At 43.4% G+C, this 19,932-nt stretch carries 13 protein-coding genes and 1 other annotated feature; of the genes, 10 read left to right on the top strand and 3 right to left on the bottom strand.

Going from position 1 to position 19,932, the window contains the following annotated elements:
* Positions 1 to 80 precede the first annotated feature (80 nt).
* Complete coding sequence (locus AC0NJP_RS08990; protein ID WP_474699586.1) at positions 81 to 1,298, top strand: PucR family transcriptional regulator; 1,218 nt, start codon at positions 81 to 83, stop codon at positions 1,296 to 1,298.
* A 52-nt stretch (positions 1,299 to 1,350) separates the two neighbouring features.
* A complete protein-coding gene (locus tag AC0NJP_RS08995; RefSeq protein WP_474699587.1) occupies positions 1,351 to 2,736 on the top strand; it encodes an aminotransferase in 1,386 nt (461 codons plus the stop codon).
* A 99-nt stretch (positions 2,737 to 2,835) separates the two neighbouring features.
* On the opposite strand, the gene AC0NJP_RS09000 is transcribed toward AC0NJP_RS08995, so the two are convergent.
* Both AC0NJP_RS09000 and AC0NJP_RS09005 read right to left on the bottom strand, forming a co-directional pair.
* Positions 2,836 to 4,236 (bottom strand): sodium:solute symporter family protein, encoded by a 1,401-nt coding sequence (locus tag AC0NJP_RS09000; RefSeq protein ID WP_474699588.1) that lies wholly within the window; start codon positions 4,234 to 4,236, stop codon positions 2,836 to 2,838.
* 135 nt (positions 4,237 to 4,371) lie between these two features.
* Positions 4,372 to 4,579: a binding site (T-box leader), on the bottom strand.
* Positions 4,580 to 4,668: 89 nt separating this feature from the next.
* Positions 4,669 to 6,384, bottom strand: a complete 1,716-nt coding sequence (locus AC0NJP_RS09005) for a two-component system sensor histidine kinase NtrB (RefSeq protein WP_474699589.1) — start codon at positions 6,382 to 6,384, stop codon at positions 4,669 to 4,671.
* 136 nt (positions 6,385 to 6,520) lie between these two features.
* On the opposite strand from AC0NJP_RS09005, the gene mobA reads away from it, so the two are divergent.
* The 8 genes from mobA (at position 6,521) to AC0NJP_RS09045 (ending at position 18,390) form a co-directional block, all read left to right on the top strand.
* On the top strand, positions 6,521 to 7,126 hold the full coding sequence (gene mobA / locus AC0NJP_RS09010; protein WP_474699590.1) for a molybdenum cofactor guanylyltransferase: 606 nt from the start codon (positions 6,521 to 6,523) through the stop codon (positions 7,124 to 7,126).
* A gap of 145 nt (positions 7,127 to 7,271) precedes the next feature.
* Complete coding sequence (locus AC0NJP_RS09015) at positions 7,272 to 10,526, top strand: ATP-binding protein (RefSeq protein WP_474699591.1); 3,255 nt, start codon at positions 7,272 to 7,274, stop codon at positions 10,524 to 10,526.
* A 2-nt stretch (positions 10,527 to 10,528) separates the two neighbouring features.
* On the top strand, positions 10,529 to 11,593 hold the full coding sequence (locus tag AC0NJP_RS09020) for a response regulator (RefSeq protein ID WP_474699592.1): 1,065 nt from the start codon (positions 10,529 to 10,531) through the stop codon (positions 11,591 to 11,593).
* Positions 11,594 to 11,601: 8 nt separating this feature from the next.
* Positions 11,602 to 12,870, top strand: coding sequence for a purple acid phosphatase family protein (locus AC0NJP_RS09025; RefSeq protein ID WP_474699593.1), 1,269 nt, complete (start codon positions 11,602 to 11,604; stop codon positions 12,868 to 12,870).
* 137 nt (positions 12,871 to 13,007) lie between these two features.
* A complete protein-coding gene (locus AC0NJP_RS09030; protein ID WP_474699594.1) occupies positions 13,008 to 14,750 on the top strand; it encodes an ABC transporter permease in 1,743 nt (580 codons plus the stop codon).
* 12 nt (positions 14,751 to 14,762) lie between these two features.
* A complete protein-coding gene (locus AC0NJP_RS09035; RefSeq protein WP_474039513.1) occupies positions 14,763 to 16,061 on the top strand; it encodes an ABC transporter ATP-binding protein in 1,299 nt (432 codons plus the stop codon).
* Positions 16,062 to 16,077: 16 nt separating this feature from the next.
* The gene (locus AC0NJP_RS09040; protein WP_474699595.1) at positions 16,078 to 17,049 is read left to right on the top strand and encodes a metallophosphoesterase family protein; all 972 of its coding nucleotides are present in this window, start codon (positions 16,078 to 16,080) and stop codon (positions 17,047 to 17,049) included.
* Positions 17,050 to 17,211: 162 nt separating this feature from the next.
* Entirely contained in the window at positions 17,212 to 18,390 is a 1,179-nt protein-coding gene (locus AC0NJP_RS09045; protein ID WP_474699596.1) for a pyridoxal phosphate-dependent aminotransferase, read from the top strand.
* A 146-nt stretch (positions 18,391 to 18,536) separates the two neighbouring features.
* On the opposite strand, the gene AC0NJP_RS09050 is transcribed toward AC0NJP_RS09045, so the two are convergent.
* The gene (locus AC0NJP_RS09050; RefSeq protein WP_474699626.1) at positions 18,537 to 19,676 is read right to left on the bottom strand and encodes an ABC transporter substrate-binding protein; all 1,140 of its coding nucleotides are present in this window, start codon (positions 19,674 to 19,676) and stop codon (positions 18,537 to 18,539) included.
* Positions 19,677 to 19,932: the final 256 nt, after the last annotated feature.

Consider the following 19,932-nt stretch of genomic DNA (forward strand, 5'->3'; position numbering starts at 1 on the left):
GTTGATGAGCAATGACGCTACAGCGCAAAGGGCGCTTAGCGTCTTTTTATTAACTGACTGAAAGAGGGAGGCTTTAGACTATGGTTGTCAAGCTGGCTGATTTATTGCGGCTTCCGGCCCTAAAAGAATGTAAGCTTGTAGCTGGCAACAGCGGTCTTGAGCGAGTGCTTCATTGGGCTCATGTTTTGGATTTGCCTGATGTGATGGAATGGGTACAAGGCGGCGAGCTATTATTTACGACCGGGATTGGCATGCGGGGTAATCTTGCTGATTTACCTGATATTGTTCGTGCCTGCTACGATAAAGAAGTAGCGGGACTGGTGATCAATGTAGGTCCTTATATTCAAACAACACCGCCAGAGGCGTTAGCAGCAGCCGATGAGTTGGGATTTCCGATTTTTGAGCTGCCCTGGGAAGTGAAACTCGCCGAAGTGACGCGAGCGATTTATAATTTTATCGCTGCCAAACAAATTGAAGAAAAGTCGGTTCAAGACATTTTGGAAAATATTCTTTACGGCAGCGGGGAAAATCATGAACATCTCGTGGCGCGGGCGGCTTCTTGTGATTACGATTTGACCCAGACGTATCAGATTATGATTGTAAAATTCGAGCATTTTTCAGCCTATTTATCAGAAATTAGGGCCCTTACGGAGCATCATATTTTAGTTATTAAACTGCAAATGCAAAAGCTCATTCAAACCGTCTTTGAAAAGAAAGGGAAAAAGGCGCTATGCCTGATTCGTCTTGACACAGCGCTCATTATGCTACCGACGACGCGCAGTTTTGAGGAGCAGGAGATCACTCGAAGTTTAGCAGAGGAGATCTCTCAGGAATTTCAGCTTCAATTTGCCGGGCTGAAATTACGACTTGGCTGGGGGCATCCCTTTGAGGACATCCGTCAAGCGAGAAAAGGTTTGGCTCAAGCGGAACAGGCTATGCGGGTTGCACAAACGATTTCAGGGACGCATAAATCAATGGGCTTCGATGAAATCGGCTTTTATAAAGTCTTATTTAATGTACAGGATCGTAGTGAACTAGAGGGATTTCGCAGCGAAGTTCTTGCTTTGCTGCTAGCTTATGATGAAAAGCATGGCGCTGAGCTTGTCAATACGCTCACGGTATTTCTTGAGGAAAATGGAAATTTTGTTCGTGTTTCAGAGCGACTCTTTATTCACCGCAATACACTCAAATATCGTCTGCAAAAGATTGTGGAGATTACCGGACGAAATTTAAGCGATCCTAAGGATCGCATGCTGTTATATTTTGCTACAATCGTGCATCAATTTTTATATTTGTAAGGCCTAGTAGGGAAGTTCAAATCATTTTTATAGATCAAAGGAGTGGCTGGATATGAGTAAAGTGTATAGCAAAGACGAAATGCAGGAGCTTGTAGAACTGCACAAAGAACATTTATGGCTTCATATTACGAACCATAGCGCTTTTGAAAATCAGGATCCGCCGATTATGGTCGCCGGCAAGGGGGCGATGATTCAGGATATCCAAGGTCGAGAATATCTTGACGGTTTGTCTGGCGGGGTTTGGTGTGTAAATGTCGGCTATGGCCAGGAAGCAATTATCACTGCTATTACGGAACAGCTGAGAGAGTTGCCTTATTATGCTGGCTCTATGGGCAATCCTCCTTATATTCGTTTGGCTAAAAAATTAGCGGAGTTGTCACCTGCTACGCCACGAGCCTATATTGCCAACAGCGGCTCTGAAGCCAATGAAAAAACCTTTAAAATTGCCAGACAGTATTTTAAATTGAAGTATCCAGAAAAAAATAAACATAAAATCATTTACCGTCATCGCGACTATCATGGCAGTTCCATTGCCGTCCTAGCTGCTACTGGTCAAGAAGAACGCAAGAGCGGCTACGGTCCTTTCCCAGCAGGTTTTGCTGAAATGCCTCACGCTCTTTGTTATCGCTGCCAATTTGGCAAGACTTATCCTAGCTGTAATGTGGAATGTGCTCACGCTCTTGAGAAGGTCATTCAGAGCGAAGGACCTGATGAAGTGGCAGCTGTCATTTTAGAACCGATTACAGCTGGGGGCGGTATTATTGTTCCTGTACCAGAATATTATCCGATCATCCGTGAAATCTGTGATAAGTATGAAGTTTTGTTAATTATGGATGAAGTCGTAAATGGCTTTGGTCGTACCGGCAAGATGTTTGGTTATCAGAATTATGATTTTGAGCCTGACATGATTACCATGGCCAAAGGCTTAGCAAGCTCCTATATGCCGATTTCGGCAGCTCTTACGAAACAGTTTATTTTTGAACAATTTAAAGTAGATGCAGCCGATACGCTTGGCTATTTCCGTGATATCAGCACTTTTGGCGGCTGTGCTGCCGGCTGTGCTGCGGCGCTTGCTAATATTAAAATCATGGAAGAAGAGAAGCTTGTGGCCAATAGTGCGGCGATGGGAGACTATCTACTAGAAAGCCTGAAGGATTTAGAAGAATTACCGCATGTAGGCGAAGTTCGCGGCAAGGGGCTTTTCCTGGGGATTGAATTAGTGGAAGATAAGAAAACTAAGGCGCCTTTGCCGGAGAAATATTTAGCTCAGATGGTTGCTGAAGCTAAGGCTGACGGAGTTATGATTGGTCGTATGTCCCGCAGCGTACCGCAGTCTAATAATGTTTTGACAGCTGCGCCGCCGCTTATTATCACGAAGGAAGAAACAAAGCGACTCGCCGATACTTTCCGTAAGGTTGTTACGAATTTTCATAAATAAACGAAGATAGTATAAGGGAATAGCGATAAAAAAGAGGTATCCGTCATGGCGACTAGGATTGATTCACCATGATTTGGATACCTCTTTTTGCAAGTTGCTTTAAGCACATTCAGAAGCTGTAATTGGCGCTGGATCAAGGAGATAAGTCAGTAAGAAAACACCGACGCAAGTAACCCATTCGAGATAGATTACATGAGGGAAGATTCTCACAGCAGGTACGAACTGCCAGAGAACTAATACGATAACTCCTGCCAAAATGGTATTGAAGGCAGAGTTTTTTCGGCAGAATCCAGGGGCGAATAGTGTAAATAGGACAATGACGCTAAAGGCGGCTGTCAAACTAAGACCAACCATTAAGGTACTGATAATGCCGCTGATTGTCATAGCGAGCAGTAAGGTGAGAATTCCTAGACTTAGTACGGAAAGTTTCGTGATGGCTAAGAAGTTCTTTTCGCTCACGTCAGGATTAATGAATTTTTTATAAATATCTTGTGAGAAGAGGGTGGCTGAGCTTAATAACAAGTTGCAGGCCGTCGATACATCAGCCGCCCAAAGTGCGGCAAGGGTCAAACCCGCCAAAACGGGATTCAGGGACATAATAGTCATCGGCAGGGCTAAAGCGGGGCTGGCGTCAGGAAACATAGTTTTCGCAATGACGCCGAGCATAGCACTGACAAAACCAATCGGCAGCATCATGAGACCGCCAATAATAAAGCCGCGCTGAGCTGTTTGCACGTTTTTGGCCCCGAGGGAAATCTGGATGATACTTTGCAGTGAAAGATTAACTGTAACGAGCACGAGAATCCAGCTTAAAATGCCTATAGGACCGACACCGTCAAAAAAGCTCATGTAAGGAATATTGGGCGGCAGTTTTAGCTGAATCATATCAAAGCCGCCGGAATAGTTGATACTGACAATGGTCGCTAAGATAATACCGATATATTTGAGACTTACGTTTAAAACATTAGATAAGCTGGCTGACCACATGCCGCCGATGGAGGTAATGCCGATAAATACAACGGCGCTTGTGAGCATGCCGGTGGTGAGAGTGAACATTTCAGGCATGAGCGCGCAGAGAATGCTGCCGCCAGCAATATATTGGAGCGACATGACTACAAGCTGAATGAGAATTTGACAGGCAATACCTGCAATCATGCCTTTCGTATCATAATAACGGCCAAGCAGTTCAGGAATCGTGGTGATGTTTAACTGGCGATATTTCTTGGCAACGACAAGACCCATCACAATCGCGCCGATGCCCCATGCTGTGGTATACCAGCCTGCTGACAAACCGACTTTATAAGCTTGTTCAGCTACTCCGATAGTAGATGCGCCGCCGACGGCAAGACCGACGATGGATACGGTAATTAACGGTGTCGTAAGCTGGCGACCTGCCAGCACGTAATTTGTAGCACTACCAGCGGAGCGCCGCTGAGCAAAATAACTGATGAGGAATAATACGCCTATATAGATACACACAATGAGGAAGGGAATACTCATGGGAAAAGCCTCCTTTGAATTTGTTTTTTCTTTTATGCCGGCCATAAAAGAAAATCGCCCCTCTGCCGAGGGACGATAAATTACCGTGGTACCACCCAAATGAAATCTTATAGATAAAATAAAAAGCGGTACCGAATAAGGGGCGAAATGCCGCGGTACCACCCTGAATTTATCATAAAGATCACTCTAAAGTCTTATAACGCAGACAAAACGGCCAAACCTACTTTCATTTCAGTCCGCAGTTCAAAAAGGAACTTCACCGCCAAGCTTCAACTGGTTTGCACCAACCACCAGTTCTCTGAATGAAACAATGGGAGCTACTTTCTTTTATCATTACTGATCTCATATGAGTTTGTGATTTAGATTATAACCATGGAGAGAACGAATGTCAATAGGTGAAGAACATATTTTTCTGTTTTGTTACGAAGAAAGTTATTTTTTGAGCTTCAATCGAAAAATTGTGCCAGAGCTGCCTGTTTCTACTTCGATTTTTGCTTCATGGCGCTCGGCAATGCGGTAGCAAATCGGAATGCCGAGACCGGTTCCGTTGTTTTTTGTCGTCATAAAGGGAGTACCAAATTTGGTGAGGACTTCCGGGGGAATTCCCGTGCCATTATCTTTAATTTCCAGGATTACCTGGTCTAGATCAAGGTAGGTTTTGATGATGATGTTTCCTTTATAGGGAATTGCGTCAAGACCGTTACGAACAATATTTAAGATGTATTGTCTGATTTCATTTTCATCAAGCTGAATTTCGGGAATATCATTTAGTTCTAAGGTAATTGTTTTTCCGGCGCCAAGAGCATCCGCCTGAAGCAGGGGATAAATCTTGGAGATGATCGTATTTAAATCATGACGAGCCAGATCAATCTTTTTATTTTTGGCGAGGGATAGAAATTCAGTGATAATCGAATTGGCTCGGTCTAATTCTTCAATCATTAGATCAAAATATTCGCGCTGCGAGGTGAATTCCCGTTTGGCTTGGAACATTTGCAAAAACCCACGCACTGTTGTAAGGGGATTGCGAACTTCATGCCCCAGACTAGCCGCCATTTCACCAATTAAATTCAGATGATCTAGGCGGGTAACTTCTTTTTCTAATCGGATATGCTCCGTAATGTCATTGATTACGCAAAGTAAGCAAGGTTCTTCATTGATTTCTAAAAGTTCTACAGAGAAAAGGCCGATTTTTTCCGCACCACTCTTAGTCAGAAAGGGAAGTTGTAGATTGTAGACTGCCTTTTTTTCTTCCATTACGCGAAACAGACAGGCTTCTAGTTTTAGGCTTAAGTGAAGTTCAAGCAGGGTTTGGCCGAGAATTTCATTCGATTCATATTCAAAAGTATTTAAAAAGCTTGTGTTTACATCAAGAAACAAGTGGTTTTTCCAAGAAAAAATGCACATCGGTACAGGGCTTTCTTTGAAAGATTTCATGAATCGTTCTTCTGAAAGACGCAGCGTTTGTTCAATTTGTCGACGTTCTTCAATTTCCTGTTGTAATTTTTCATTGATGGCCTGGATATTTTTTTGTAATTTCATTTCCATTTTCTGCTCGACCAATTGGGTGGCAAAGGAGCGAGAACGATCATATTCCTTGATATAGTACGTAATCAGAACGGCGATAAAGGCGATATTAGCCCAAAGTATCAGGGCTAGACTGATAGCAATATCGCCAAAACGGCTAAAAGCATTGGCATAGGGAACGATGACTTCTGGATAGTTATATTCAAGTACAATCATGGTTAGCGTCATTCCCACCAGTGCTAAAAAGGCGAAACAACGTTGTTTGCCCCGTAATAGGGCTGTTATAATGGAAGAAAAAAATAAGATAAAATAAGCTGCTACACCGGAGCTGCCACCGTTATAAATCCATAAGATGGGTGTAAATAAAAAGATACAAATTATAGTGAGAATAAGCATAGCCGCAGAATATTTCCGTTTGATAAAAGAAAGGTAATAAATAAAAAGGCTTAAGAGACCGCATCCAAAGCTGATACTGATCAGCACAGGGCCTAGAGCAAGGACAATATTGCCGATTCCGCTTAAAACAGAAAGAATTACCGAGAAAATCAGCACCACATTCAGTAGACGGTGCTGGATCGAAAAAGATTCGTCTTCACCAACTAGTTTATTAAAGAAATGATTCATAGATTTACACCATCACTATTATTAAAATAATAAAAATAATCATATTTAAATGTAAACAATTCATGACAAGAGTCTGCTTTTCCTGCACGAAATCGACGAAAAATAAAAGAATATAACAAAGTAGGAGGAGGCAAAAATGCAGCAAAAAGAGCTGTTGAAATCGATTCAGCCTGTTATTTTAGCTGGCGGTAAGAGCAGTCGCATGGGCGAGAATAAAGCGTTGCTTCGCTTGAATGGTCGGAGCATGATTGAAATTATTAGCGGAAAATTACAGCAAATTTTTACTGAAAAGCCGCTGATTGTGACAAATACACCCAGTGAATATGCCTTTCTTGCTTTACCTATGGTTAGCGATACTTATCAGGAGCGCGGTCCGCTTGGCGGTTTAGAGGCGGCGCTCTGCTGGTCTAAACAATCGACTTTATTTGTTGCAGCTTGCGATATGCCATGTGTAGATGTCACCTTAGTTAGGCAAATGGCAACGCTTTGCAGCGCCTACGACGCGGTGGTTCCTGGCAGTGGCGACGGGATGATGGAGCCGCTGCAGGCTTTTTATACAAAAGCCTGCTTGCCGGCAGTAACTCGCTTGCTCCAGATGGAGCAGGGGCGGATGGTGCTGTTATTGCAACAGGTAAATACGTATTACTTTCCAACTCAAGCGGGACAGAATCGGGAGCCGGCGTTTAATTTTGTGAATGTCAATACGAAAGACGATTGGCTGCAACTGAAGCGAAAGTGGTAAAAATAGCGAAAACGGGAAAATTTGTTTAAATTTGCCGAAATGGGGAAAAAAGAACAGGAATCTGCTTATATTTATGGAACTAATTAAGAAAGTTATCGCTTGCTTTTTCGGTCATAGCTAGAATGGAAAGCAGGGAGAGAAAAAGATGATCAAAGCAGCCATGAGAAATATTTGGGGATTGACGCCGCCGCTGCTACGCAGCATTAGCGGCGGAATTGCGCTACTAGGGCTTTTTCTGATCACTCTGTTGTGGCTTATTGTTTTTGGAAAGCTTGGCCAGGAAAAAGAACATGCTATTCAATCTGGCAAGGAAAATGCCGCGAATTTTGCTCAGATATATGAAGAAAATGCCTTGCGGACGATCAAATCGGCCGATCAATTTGCTTTGTTTTTAAAGTATCAATATGAGCGTGATGGCCGTCAGGTAGATATGTCGCCGTATTACAGCAATGGTCCTTTTCAAGTAGAACCTTATATTTTGTTGAGTCTGGCTGATGAACGCGGCAATTTGATTGCAAGCAATCAGCGTCCCTTTGTGTTTTCGAATATTGACGATAGAGAGCATTTTCTGATTCATAAAGATCCTGATGCGCCACAACCGTTTGTAAGTCAGCCTGTGCTAGGCCGTTCTTCCGGTAAATGGTCCATTCAGGTGACACGGCGATTAAATAAATCAAGTGGCGACTTTGCCGGCGCTGTAATCGTTTCTTTAGACCCTTTTTATTTTACGAATTATTACAATCGCGTTCATCTCGGCGAGGGGGCAGCTGTTGCCTTAATTGGCATGGACGGAATTATTCGCGCTTGGCAAAGCGACCATCAGGCGTTGATTGGCATGAATGTAAAAAACTCCAAAGTTATGGAGTTGGCTGCCCGTTCGCCTGAGGGGCAATATATTGCCACTAGCACTGTTGACGGTGTAAAACGAATTTATGCTTATCGGACGTTGCCTGACTATAGCTTATTGCTGATTGTTGGTTTGTCAGAGCAAGAAGTGTTGGCCGAGTTTTATGAACAGCAGCGAACTTATTTTCTTATGGCTTCCCTGTTAAGTTTTTTGATTTTTCTTTTTTGCAGCCTGCTTATTGCTATGCAGTCTGTACGGCAGCGGGGCGATAAAGTGCGGCTCGCCTTATATAAGATTTCTGATTTAGGCAATCGTTCGGAAAATTTGATTGATTTTTATGCTGAGTTAGATCAGATTATGGTAGATCTTATGGGAACTAAATATTTTTATATTGCCTTGTATAACGAAAAAAGTCAAGTGATTACCCATTTAGGCAAGGTTGGCACTGCGATTGATAAAACCTTGAAGGGGCGCGATCAAGGTTTGGTGCGTTTTGTCTTAGAACAAGGGGAATCTTTATCTTTAAGCGCTGAACAGTGTCGTCAGTTCTTACAAGTCCGGTCAGGCGGAGAGGCGGTTCCAACGCAGTGGTTTGGCTCTCCCTTAAAGGCCGGAGATCAATCGGTATTTGGTATTATGGCTGTTTATTCGTTTAAGAAGACTTTTACTTTTTGGCAGGAACGGCGCAACGAAGCGATCTTTGATTTATTAGCCAATCAAGTGGCTATTACCATTGAAAAGCAGCGCGCGGCAGCCGCTTTGCGCAAATTATCGAGTGTTGTGGAGCAAAGCCCGGTCGCTGTTGTCATTACCGATACGAAAGGCGCGATTGAATACGTAAATCCTGATTTTTCTTTGCTTACAGGTTATGAAGCAGATGAAGTTCTGGGGGAAAATCCGCGGTTGTTAAAATCAGCCGTAAGTGATAAAGAACTGTTTATGGCTCTATGGGAATCTTTACAGCAAGGCCGCATTTGGCAGGGGGAAATTTGTAATAAGAAGAAAGACGGTTCCCTTTATTGGGCGAGAATGGTCATTTCACCTGTACGTAATGCGGCAGGAACGATTACGCATTTTGTTGGTATTCAAGATGATATTACGCGGCAAAAGGAGCTTGAAACTGTGTTGTTGCAGGCGAAAGAGGCAGCAGAGGCGGCAAGTAAAGCAAAGAGTACCTTTCTTGCCAGCATGTCCCATGAAATTCGTACGCCCATGAATGCAATTCTTGGCTTCGTACAGTTACTGGAACATGATGAAACGTTGTCAAACCAACAAAGGCAGTATTTAGCAACGATCAGTCGTTCTGGTCGGCATTTATTGGCAATTATTAATGATGTATTGGAAATGTCTAAGATCGAATCAGGCCGGATTATGCTTAAACCGGAAATTTTCAATTTAGCTGAGCTGATTCGCGCTGCCGAAGAGGTACTGCGCCTAAAAGCAGAAAGTAAGGGGCTTTCTTTTGTAGTTACTTATCCTGAAACAGCGGAAGCCGCTTTTGTTGCTGCCGATGTGGGCAAGTTGCGGCAGGTTTTGATTAATTTACTGGATAATGCTATCAAATTTACGAAAGTTGGCGAAGTGAAACTTTCCGTCAAACTAGAAACGGCAGCCCAAGATTTTTTAAGGGTATTCTTTGCCGTAGCTGACAGCGGTCCAGGCATTACACCGCTAGAGCAAGAACAGCTCTTTCAATCTTTTGAGCAGACGCAAGCTGGGCGTGAAGCTGGCGGTACGGGGTTGGGATTAGCTATTAGCCGTGAATATGTCCGAAAAATGGGCGGCGATATTACCATTGACAGTGAAGTTGGTCGCGGTAGTACTTTTTCTTTTAATCTACTCCTGAAATTGGAGGCTGCTGATATAAAGGTGCAGTCGGAAAATAAGGGGATTGTTATCGCTTTAGCGCCCGATCAGCCTAAGTATCGTATTTTAATTGTTGATGATGTAGATTCGAATCGGTTGCTATTAAAGCAGATGCTAGAAGGCGTTGGTTTTGTCACAAAAGCCGCTGGCGATGGCGAGGAAGCTGTACTGTTATTTAGCCAGTGGACGCCTGATTTGATTTTGATGGATATCGTCATGCCTCGCATGGACGGCTATGAGGCAATCAGGCAGATTCGCAGTCAAAAGGACGGTAAAACAATACCGATTCTTGCTGTTACCGCCAGTGTGTTTGAAGAAGAACGACAAAAAATGATAGCTGCCGATGCGAGTGATTGTTTACGCAAACCAATTCATCGCGGTGAACTTTTTGATAAAATTGCGAAGCTTTTGCCAGTACACTATTTGTATCAAGACGAAAGTATTGCGGCAGAAAAACACGAAGAATCATTAGCAGAGGCAGCGATTTACGAATCGCTAGCCGGACTCGATTCTTCCCTGCGGCAAAAACTAGAAAGAGCTACGATTGAGGGCGACTATTATTTGCTATTAGAACTCATCGACGAAATACAAACAAGTGAGGCTGCTTTGGCTAAAAGCTTAAAAAGTCTGGTACAGCAGTTTGAGTTCCAACGGCTTCTCGATATTTTGACAGGGAAAGGAGCTTGATCATGGAGGAAACGCAGAAAATGACACAAGGAACCATTCTAATTGTCGATGATATGCCAGCTAATTTAGAACTTTTAGCAAGTATGTTAAAAGACAGAGGCTATCAAGTCAGAGTTGCGCCTAGCGGCGCTTTGGCGCTAAGGGCCATGGCCAGTCATCAGCCTGATTTGCTGCTAATTGATATTAATATGCCGGAAATGAATGGCTACGAATTGTGTCGGCAGATTAAAGCGAAAGAAAAATGGCGTTCAATACCCGTTATTTTTATTAGTGCTTTAAACGAAACGCTCGATAAAATCGAGGCTTTTCAGGTTGGCGGCGTCGATTATGTGACAAAACCCTTTCAGTTTGCAGAAGTAGAAGCGCGGGTAGCCACGCAACTTCAACTGCATCGCTATCAACAGGGGCTGGAGCGGCTCGTCGCAGAAAAGGTACAAGAAGTTGTGGAAGCGCAGATGGCTACGATTTTTGCTTTAGTAAAACTGGCTGAATCACGCGACGACGATACTGGCTGTCATCTTGAACGGGTGCGCCATTTATGCAAACTCTTAGCCGAGACTCTTTATGAAAATGGCGCCTATCAACCAGAATTGAGTCAGAACTTTATTAACAATATTTATCAAGCCAGTGTACTTCACGATATTGGCAAGGTAGGGATTTTAGATTATATCCTGCTGAAACCAGCGCCGCTTTCGGCAGAGGAGTTTGAAGTAATGAAAACCCATACTACCCTTGGCGCTACTACGCTTCGGGCGGTTCATGACCAATATCCGCAAAACGAATTTATTAAAATGGGCATTCTCGTTGCGGCAGGTCATCATGAGAAGTGGGATGGCAGCGGTTACCCCTGCGGCTTGTCTGGCGAAGCAATTCCGCTTGCTTCTCGGATTATGGCGCTTGTCGATGTTTATGACGCCTTGCGGTCGAAACGCTGTTATAAAGAAGCTTTTTCGGCGGAAAAAAGTCGCAATATTATTTTAGCAGGAAAGGGAACGCATTTTGATCCAAAGCTTGTTGACACTTTTTTGGCAATTGAAGACCAGATTCTGCTACATTATCAAGAGTAGGTGAAGGAATGACTTATAGCGATAGAAAAGGCTGCCAAGTTAGTTGGGTGGCGCTTATTTTATTATGCTTTCTAGTTGCAATGACTAGTTTAGCTCATGCCAGTGCTGCGAATCAGCCGCGCCATATTGTTTTATCATGGTCAGAGCACCCGGAAACGACGCAGACGATTACTTGGCAGACGCAAGCGGAGTCGTTTGATACAACGGTGCAGTTTCGAGAGGCCGCTAAAGCCGGAGATGGTTGGCAAGAGGCGGCAAGGGAAAGCGTTTCCACGGTTTTCTTCGCCAATAATGTCGATAACCGCTACGTACATCGCGCGGTGTTACAGAACTTAAAGCCTGACTGTGCTTATCTATACCGTGTTGGAAGTTCCGATCAGTGGAGTGAAACCTCATCTTTTACAACAGCGCCAGCCATAAAAAAACCTTTTTCTTTTTTGCTCTTTGGCGATTCCCAAAGCTTTGATTACAGTATTTGGCGTAAAACGCTGTTAACAGCATGGGCGCACCAGCCACAAGCTGCTTTTTTTATCAATGTAGGTGATCTTGTCGATACCGGTCAGGATATTCGCGAATGGGACGCTTGGTTTGACGGTGCGAAAGGCGTTATTGATTGTATCCCGGCTATGCCAGTAACAGGCAATCACGAAATGTATACTGTGGAACGCCGGTTTTCCCGGCCTGTTTATTTTACGACTCAGTTGTCGTTGCCACAAAACGGTCCGGAGGAAATGAAGGGGCAAGTCTATTCTTTTGATTACAGTAATGTGCATTTTGTCATGCTTGACAGCCAATTTGGCGAAGAAAGATCCTTGATTCCGGCTATGTCTGAATTGGAAAAGCAGTGGTTGGAACAAGATTTGGCCGCTAGCAAGCAGCCGTGGAAAGTTGTGGTACTCCATAAGCCGCCTTATAACAATAAAAGCAGCGAGAGCACGGAGGCTTTGCGCCGCGCTTTTGTTCCGCTCTTTGAAAAATATCAAGTGGATGTAGTGTTTAGCGGTCATGATCACGTTTATGCTCGGACCTATCCCCTAGTTGGCGGTGAATTTGTTTCTGAAACACAGCAGGGAACGATTTTTGTAGCTTCCGGCCGTAGTGGCACAAAAACGTACCGTACGACAGTTGCTAAGGAATGGAATACCTTTTTTCATAATCCTGTAGACGAACCGAATTATCTTACGATTCACGTAGATGGATCGCATTTGACGGTACAAGCGATGACAGTAAGCGGAGTGCTTCTTGACAGCTTTTCAATTACTAAGGCGGTCCCTTAGCGAATAGGCCGTTTTTCTTCGTAAAGTTTTGTTTAAAAATTGGCGAAGAATGCGAAAAGAAGCGCATTTCACCTTGTTATTTTCTGTAAATGATGATAAGATGACCAAATGAAAATACCGTAAAAGGAGGTAAGACTATGGCGTTTTTTTCTGTAAACGTACCGAAAAGTCGGTTTCGTTTGACTGATGCAGCTGTCTTAGTAGTTACCTTTATGATTTTTTATTTTACAATTCGTCTCGGTGCGGGAATGAATGCTCCCTTTATACCGGAAACAGCGGGAACGATTTCGCTTGATCCAGTCATGTTGCCTTACTATGCCGGGCGATCTTTGTTGCGGATGTTTATTGCTTTTGGCGCATCCCTTATTTTTGCTTTGGTTTATGGTTATGTTGCTGCCAAAAATAGTTTGGCTGAAAAGATATTGATTCCCCTCTTAGATATTTTGCAATCGATTCCTGTTTTGGGTTTTTTATCAGCGACAATTACCGCTTTTATTGCGCTATTTCCCGGTAGTCTTCTCGGTGTAGAGTTAGCTTCGATTTTGGCTATCTTTACGGGACAGGCCTGGAATATGACTTTTAGCTTTTATAATTCGCTTGTAACAATTCCCAAGGATTTACAAGAGGCATCGCGCATTTTTCACTTGAATTGGTGGCAGCGTTTTGTCAAGTTAGAAGTGCCTTTTGCCATGATTGGCTTAGTTTGGAACAGTATGATGTCCTTTGGCGGCGGCTGGTTTTTCTTAGCGGCCAGTGAAGCGATTAGCGTGCTGGGGCAGAATATTCGTTTACCCGGCGTTGGGTCTTATTTGGCTACAGCCATCGAAACAGGTGATGTAACTGCTATTTTTTATTCCATTATTACAATGGTACTCATGATTTTATTAGTAGATCAGCTTTTCTGGCGACCATTGATTGTCTGGAGTCAGCGTTTTAAAATAGAAATGACGCAATCAAGTGATGCGCCTACTTCTTTTGTTTATGATGTTTTATACCGTTCTTTTGTTGTAGCGTTTTTGGTAAAATATCTCTTGCGACCTATCGGGCATTTCTTTCATCGAACCATGAATAAAGTGGCCGATTTGTCGGAAGATTCATCACGGTATATGGGGGGCTGGGGTCAAGGGAGCGCTTTTAGCAAAGTCATAAAGAGCGTTTTGGCTCTCTTGTTTTTATTCTGGCTTTACAGTCCGATTCAAGAAGTTATTACAATTGCCGCTGCCTTTGACCAAGGTGAACTTTTAGAAATTGTAAAACTGGGACTATTTACGCTGGGTCGTGTCCTTATTGCGGTACTGCTGGGAGTTTTGTGGACTGTTCCTGTCGGGGTATGGATTGGCTTAAACCCTAAGGTGGCTAAAGTTTTCCAACCGATCGTACAAATTGCCTCATCTTTTCCAGCGAACATGTTGTTTCCCTTCATTACTGTTTTCTTTTTGCGCTATCACATTGATTTTGAATGGGGTTCCATTGCTCTCATGATGCTAGGAACACAGTGGTATATTTTATTTAATGTAATAGCTGGCGCGATGGCGATACCGAATGATTTGCTGGAAGCAGGCTCCGTGTTCAAGCTGAATGGCTGGCGAAAATGGCGGACTTTGATTATTCCTTGCATTTTTCCCTATTTAATTACGGGAATTATTAATGCGTCAGGTGGCGCTTGGAATGCTAGTATTGTTTCAGAAATCGTCAATTGGCATGACACGACTTTGGCAGCTACTGGGCTTGGCGCTTATATCAGCGAAGTTACCGATAAAGGCGATTGGGGCGGAATCCTTTGGGGCATCGCTGTTATGTGTCTCTTGGTGACTATCGTTAACCGTCTGGTATGGCGGCGACTCTATAATATGGCGGAAACCAAATATCGTCTCGACTAGGAGCGTGCAATCATGAAAGCTCTCATTGAAGTAAAAAATATTTATAAGAAGTTTGAATCAAAGCAACAGGAAGCAACGACGATTCTTGAAGATATTAACTTAGAAGTTCATGAAGAGGAATTTTTAGCCATTCTGGGCCCGTCCGGCTCGGGTAAGTCTACACTTCTTCGAATTATTGCTGGTCTTGTTCCGGCATCGCAGGGGAAAATTACGTATCTTGGCAACCGGATTAAAGGGGTCAATCCTGGTATAGCTATGGTTTTTCAGTCTTTTGCTCTCTTTCCCTGGTTGACTGTTTTGGAAAATACCATGCTAGGGCTGGAAGGTAAGGCGCTATCAGAAGACGAGAAAAAAGAAAAAGCCTTGAAAGTTATTGATATTATCGGGCTTGATGGTTTTGAAACGGCCTATCCCAAGGAGCTTTCCGGCGGTATGCGCCAACGTGTAGGAATTGGCCGGGCTTTAGTGAGTGATCCTGATGTATTGCTAATGGACGAACCCTTTTCGGCCCTTGATGTTTTGACGGCAGAGAATCTGCGCCGCGACCTTTTGGAATTGTGGCTTGATCGTAAGATTCCGACAAAATCCATTATTCTTGTGACGCATGGTATTGAAGAAGCCGTGTATATGGCGGATCGAGCCATCATTTTGTGTAGTGGGCCAGCTAAAATTGTGGAAGATATAAAAATTGATATTCCGCGTTGGCGTGATAAGAAGGCGCCAAACTTTATTGCTCTAGTTGACCGTATTTATTCGCTTATGACGCGGCGTGAAGTGAAGGCAGTTGAAGTACCGGAAGAACCGGCAGCCATTGTAAGTCGTAAAATAAGTCTTTTGCCCCATGCGTCAGCGGGCGCTTTAACTGGCTTTCTTGAACTCTTAGAAGATTTGAATGAACGGACTGATCTTTATAAGTTGGCGGATCGGTTTGTCATGGATATTGAAGACTTTTTTCCAATCATTGAATTGGCTTCGCTGCTGGGGTTTGCCAAGGTTGTGGAAGGCGATATTGAACTAACCCATGAGGGCATTCAGTTTGCTAAGGCTTCTGTATTGGCAAGAAAAGAGCTCTTTCGTGATAGCCTGCTAAAATACGTACCGTTTTTCAATCAAATGATTAATATTTTGCAATCTAAGTCCAATCAGCATATGGACATAGAATTTTTCGAAGATCTATTGACTCGCTCATTTGGTGAGGAAGAAGCCAAAGCGCAAATGAAGCTTTATATTAGCCTAGGGCGTTATGCTGAGCTCATTGAATATGATAAAACGATTAATCAGGTCTATTTAGAAAAACCGTCAAATTTATAGCAGGAGTGGATAGGCTATGAAATTTACGCGGCGACAGTTTTTAAAGAAAAGCCTAGTATATGGTACTATGTTGGCCTTGAATTTTGATTATCGCCCTGTCTATAGCGCCTTTGCCCGGAATGAGCCTTATCATATTTTGCTCTTAGGCGATCCGCATTTATCGGTACGGGAGCGGGAAGTGCCTGACGAACAGAAGCAACAACGAATTATTGCGGCAAAAATCTCTTTAGCAGCGACGGTAAGCAGTTGGAGCAAGGTTGATGAAATTGCCGTTCTGGGTGATGTGGCGGCTCAATTTGGCAATGATATAGAGCGGGAATGGGCGAAAGAATTTTTTATGCAATTTCCCCAACCGATCTATTTTATTAACGGCAATCATGACTACATTTATCAGGATGCTTTTTCTACTAAGAGAAAATTTGTGAAGAGCGATATGGCATTACGGCAGGCTAAACTGCAGAAATTTCAGCAGGCTTTTTCTTTGCCTAACCTGTACTATAGTCGAAATATCGGTTGCTACCACTTAGTTTATTTATCGCCTGATTCTTTAACGACGCATCATTTGGCACAAATCAGTCAAGAGCAGCTTACATGGCTAAGAAATGATTTGGCGCTGCACAAGGAGAAACCGACGATTGTGTTCTTTCATGCGCCGCTGGCCGGAACGCTGCTCTCTTATAATAAACAAGTCAATTCAGCTGATTTTATTGCTCAGCCCGAGCAAGAGATTGCTGCTTTACTTCAAGCAAACAGGCAGATCGTATTATGGGTATCTGGTCATACTCATACGCCAGCAACGAATCCGAGCTACGCTCATCCGGTCAATTATTATGGAGGTCGTCTATTGAATCTTCATAATGCCGATCTTGATCGTGAGGAAATTTGGACGAATTCGTTGTTTTTGGCAAAAGATCGAATTACTATTCGTACTTTCAACCATAAAAAAGACTCCTGGGAAGAGAAGTTTAACAGGGAAGTGTTATGGTAAAAAACATAGATATAGCAAAAGAGGACAAATCTTTGTATAACAGAGATTTGTCCTCTTTTTTTCTAAAAAAGACAGGAGAAAAACGCCAAAAAGTGGAATTTGGTATTTGTAAGTTAATACTTTACTATCATAAAACAAAGGGATTTTTGAGGGGGAACCATTGTGGCAAAGTTGTCTAAGCTCGCCCAGCGAGTAGAATTTTCTAAAGTGAGAAAGATGTTTGATGAAGCGGCGAAGTTAGACGATGTAGTCAGCTTTGCCTTAGGTGAGCCGGATTTTACGACACCGGACAATATTATTGCAGCAGCGAATCAAGCGCTAGCTGTGGGCGAGACACATTATACGGCTAATTCTGGTATTGTGGCGCTAAGAGAAGCCATTGCGAAACGGCTGCGCCGCGATGATCATGTCGACTACGATCCGGCTAGCGAAATCATTGTGACGACTGGCGGCGTGGAAGCGCTTATTTTAGCAATGATGGTCATACTAGATCCTGGTGATGAGGTAATTGTTACGGATCCTTGCTGGCCGAATCATCCCGGACAAGTAAAGATGTGCGGTGCTGTACCTGTTTTTGTGCCAGTCTTAGAAGAAGACGGTTTTGTCTATAATTTAACGCAATTACGGGCGGCGATTACGCCAAAGACAAAGGCTATCCTGTTAAATTCACCAGCGAATCCGACGGGAAGTGTGGCAACATACGACGATTTGGCCGGGATTGCTAAACTGGCTGTAGAACACGATCTGTTTGTCATTTCTGATGAGGTATACCGCTATTTTACTTATGATGGCGCCGCATTTTTCAGTATTAGTTCTTTTCCGGGAATGAAGGAGCGAACGCTCATTGTGGACAGCTTTTCCAAAAGTTATGCCATGACAGGCTGGCGAGTCGGTTATGTGGCGGCGCCGGCTGAGTTTGTTGCTTATATGAGCAATTTACAGGAGCATGTTTGTTCTTGCGTAAATACACCAGCCCAATACGGCGCGATCGAGGCTTTGGAAGGGCCGCAGGATTCACTAGAAAAGATGATTCAAAAATATGCCGAGCGGCGTGAGCTGATTGTCACAGGGATTAATGCGATTGAAGGGCTTTCCTGCCGTATGCCGAAAGGCGCCTTCTATGCCTTTATTAATCTTACAGCAAGCGGGCTGCGTTCTGATGAGTTTACTCGCCGTTTAATGCTGGAGGAAGGCGTGGTGATCGTGCCAGGTACTGGTTTTGGCGAAGCTGGCGAGGGTTTTGCCCGCATTTCTTACGCTACATCAGAAGAGAATATTCGCGAAGGACTGCGGCGTATAGAACGCTTTATGGCGAAGCTGCGTCAAAAGCAGGGGCGTTGAATAAAGTCTAGTGTAATAAGAGAATATACTGTGTGTTTCTAAGAACTATTGAAAAAGATTTATATAAAAAGCGGCTGTGGCGGAACTTGAAATCAAGTTAGCCACAGCCGCTTTTATACTGTTTTGTCGTATACTTTTATGAATCTTTAAGGTTCAACGTTTTGTTTAAAGGTTTGTTTACCATCTTTGAATTCAACAATAACAGCATGTTTTACAGCGTCATGTTTATCATTGAGGCTGATTTTGCCTGTTACGCCTTCAAAGTCTTTGGTAGCAGCCAGAGCGTCTTTGATTTTAGTTGGTTCAAGGCTATTGGCCCGTTTGATGGCATCAACCATTGCGTAAACCGCATCATAAGCGAGAACGGCGTTGGCTTCAGGCATCGTATTGTATTCTTTTTTGTACGCTTCAACGAAAGCTTTGGATTTTGCACTGGAGTCTTCAGCGGAATAATGAGTGGTGAAGAAGGTGTTGTTTAGATTTGGCGCACCAGCAATTTCAACCAGTTTAGCCGAATCCCAGCCGTCACCACCGAGGAAAGGAGCGGTAATGCCAAGTTCTCTTGCTTGTTTAATGATCTTGCCGACTTCATCATAGTAGCCAGGAACATAAATCAAATCAGGATTTTCTGCTTTGATTTTGGTCAAGATAGTTTTGAAATCCTGGTCTTTTTGCAGATAAGCTTGTTCATCAATGACTTCTCCGCCGCCTTTTGTGAAGGCTTCTTTGAAGAACTGAGCAAGACCTTTACTGTAGTCGCTGCTATTATCAATCAGCGTAGCAACTTTTTTAGCTTTTAAAGTATTAAGTGCGAAGTTTGCACCAACTGTGCCTTGGAAAGGATCAATAAACGAAACGCGGAAGGTGTAGTCTTTTACTTTACCAGTTTTTTCATCAACGGTAACTTTCGGGTTTGTGCAATTGGCTGTCATGAACGGAATTTTGTTTGCTTCGGCTACGGCAGAAGCGGCAATTCCGTTGGAACTTGTGGTAAAACCAGTTACGGCAATTACTTTATCCTGCGTGATGACTTTCGTCATAGCATTAGCTGATTCGGAAGGTTCGCCTTTGTTATCAGCAACAACGGCTTCAATTTGTTTTCCTAGTACGCCGCCATTAGCATTAATTTCTTTTACGGCTAATTTTGCACCATTTAGTGCGGCTGCACCATAGGCGGCTGTATTGCCAGTTAATTCATATACAATACCTAATTTTACTGTTTTAGAATCGGCAGCGCCGCCGCCACCGCAACCAGCGACGAGACCTGCTGTCATGACGGCTGTCATTAAGGTACAGCCCCATTTTACATACTTATTCACTTCGTAAAACCTCCCCATTCAAATGAAAATCAAGCTGCGAATAAAAGCTACTAGAAGACCTCGTGGACTCGGTCTCTCCCGCAAGTTGCAAAAAAACGCTTTTAGAAATAAAAAAATTATTTCTAAAAGCGTCGTCGTTGAGCGCTCACGTTATGCAATTGGGAAGTACAATACAAATCTCTTTGTATGTTCTTGATAATAACTGTAGTACATTTTTGGTATA

The organism is Pelorhabdus sp. sgz311002 (genome assembly GCF_056134285.1).

What these genes read in the sequence shown, in the direction of transcription:
- AC0NJP_RS09000 (WP_474699588.1), bottom strand. Translation starts at nt 4,236, where the DNA reads ATGAGTATTCCCTTCCTCATTGTGTGTATCTATATAGGCGTATTATTC.
- AC0NJP_RS09040 (WP_474699595.1), top strand. Translation starts at nt 16,078, where the DNA reads ATGAAATTTACGCGGCGACAGTTTTTAAAGAAAAGCCTAGTATATGGT.
- AC0NJP_RS09020 (WP_474699592.1), top strand. Translation starts at nt 10,529, where the DNA reads ATGGAGGAAACGCAGAAAATGACACAAGGAACCATTCTAATTGTCGAT.
- AC0NJP_RS09005 (WP_474699589.1), bottom strand. Translation starts at nt 6,384, where the DNA reads ATGAATCATTTCTTTAATAAACTAGTTGGTGAAGACGAATCTTTTTCG.
- AC0NJP_RS08990 (WP_474699586.1), top strand. Translation starts at nt 81, where the DNA reads ATGGTTGTCAAGCTGGCTGATTTATTGCGGCTTCCGGCCCTAAAAGAA.
- AC0NJP_RS09015 (WP_474699591.1), top strand. Translation starts at nt 7,272, where the DNA reads ATGATCAAAGCAGCCATGAGAAATATTTGGGGATTGACGCCGCCGCTG.
- mobA (WP_474699590.1), top strand. Translation starts at nt 6,521, where the DNA reads ATGCAGCAAAAAGAGCTGTTGAAATCGATTCAGCCTGTTATTTTAGCT.
- AC0NJP_RS09030 (WP_474699594.1), top strand. Translation starts at nt 13,008, where the DNA reads ATGGCGTTTTTTTCTGTAAACGTACCGAAAAGTCGGTTTCGTTTGACT.
- AC0NJP_RS09035 (WP_474039513.1), top strand. Translation starts at nt 14,763, where the DNA reads ATGAAAGCTCTCATTGAAGTAAAAAATATTTATAAGAAGTTTGAATCA.
- AC0NJP_RS08995 (WP_474699587.1), top strand. Translation starts at nt 1,351, where the DNA reads ATGAGTAAAGTGTATAGCAAAGACGAAATGCAGGAGCTTGTAGAACTG.
- AC0NJP_RS09025 (WP_474699593.1), top strand. Translation starts at nt 11,602, where the DNA reads ATGACTTATAGCGATAGAAAAGGCTGCCAAGTTAGTTGGGTGGCGCTT.
- AC0NJP_RS09050 (WP_474699626.1), bottom strand. Translation starts at nt 19,676, where the DNA reads ATGACAGCCGTCATGACAGCAGGTCTCGTCGCTGGTTGCGGTGGCGGC.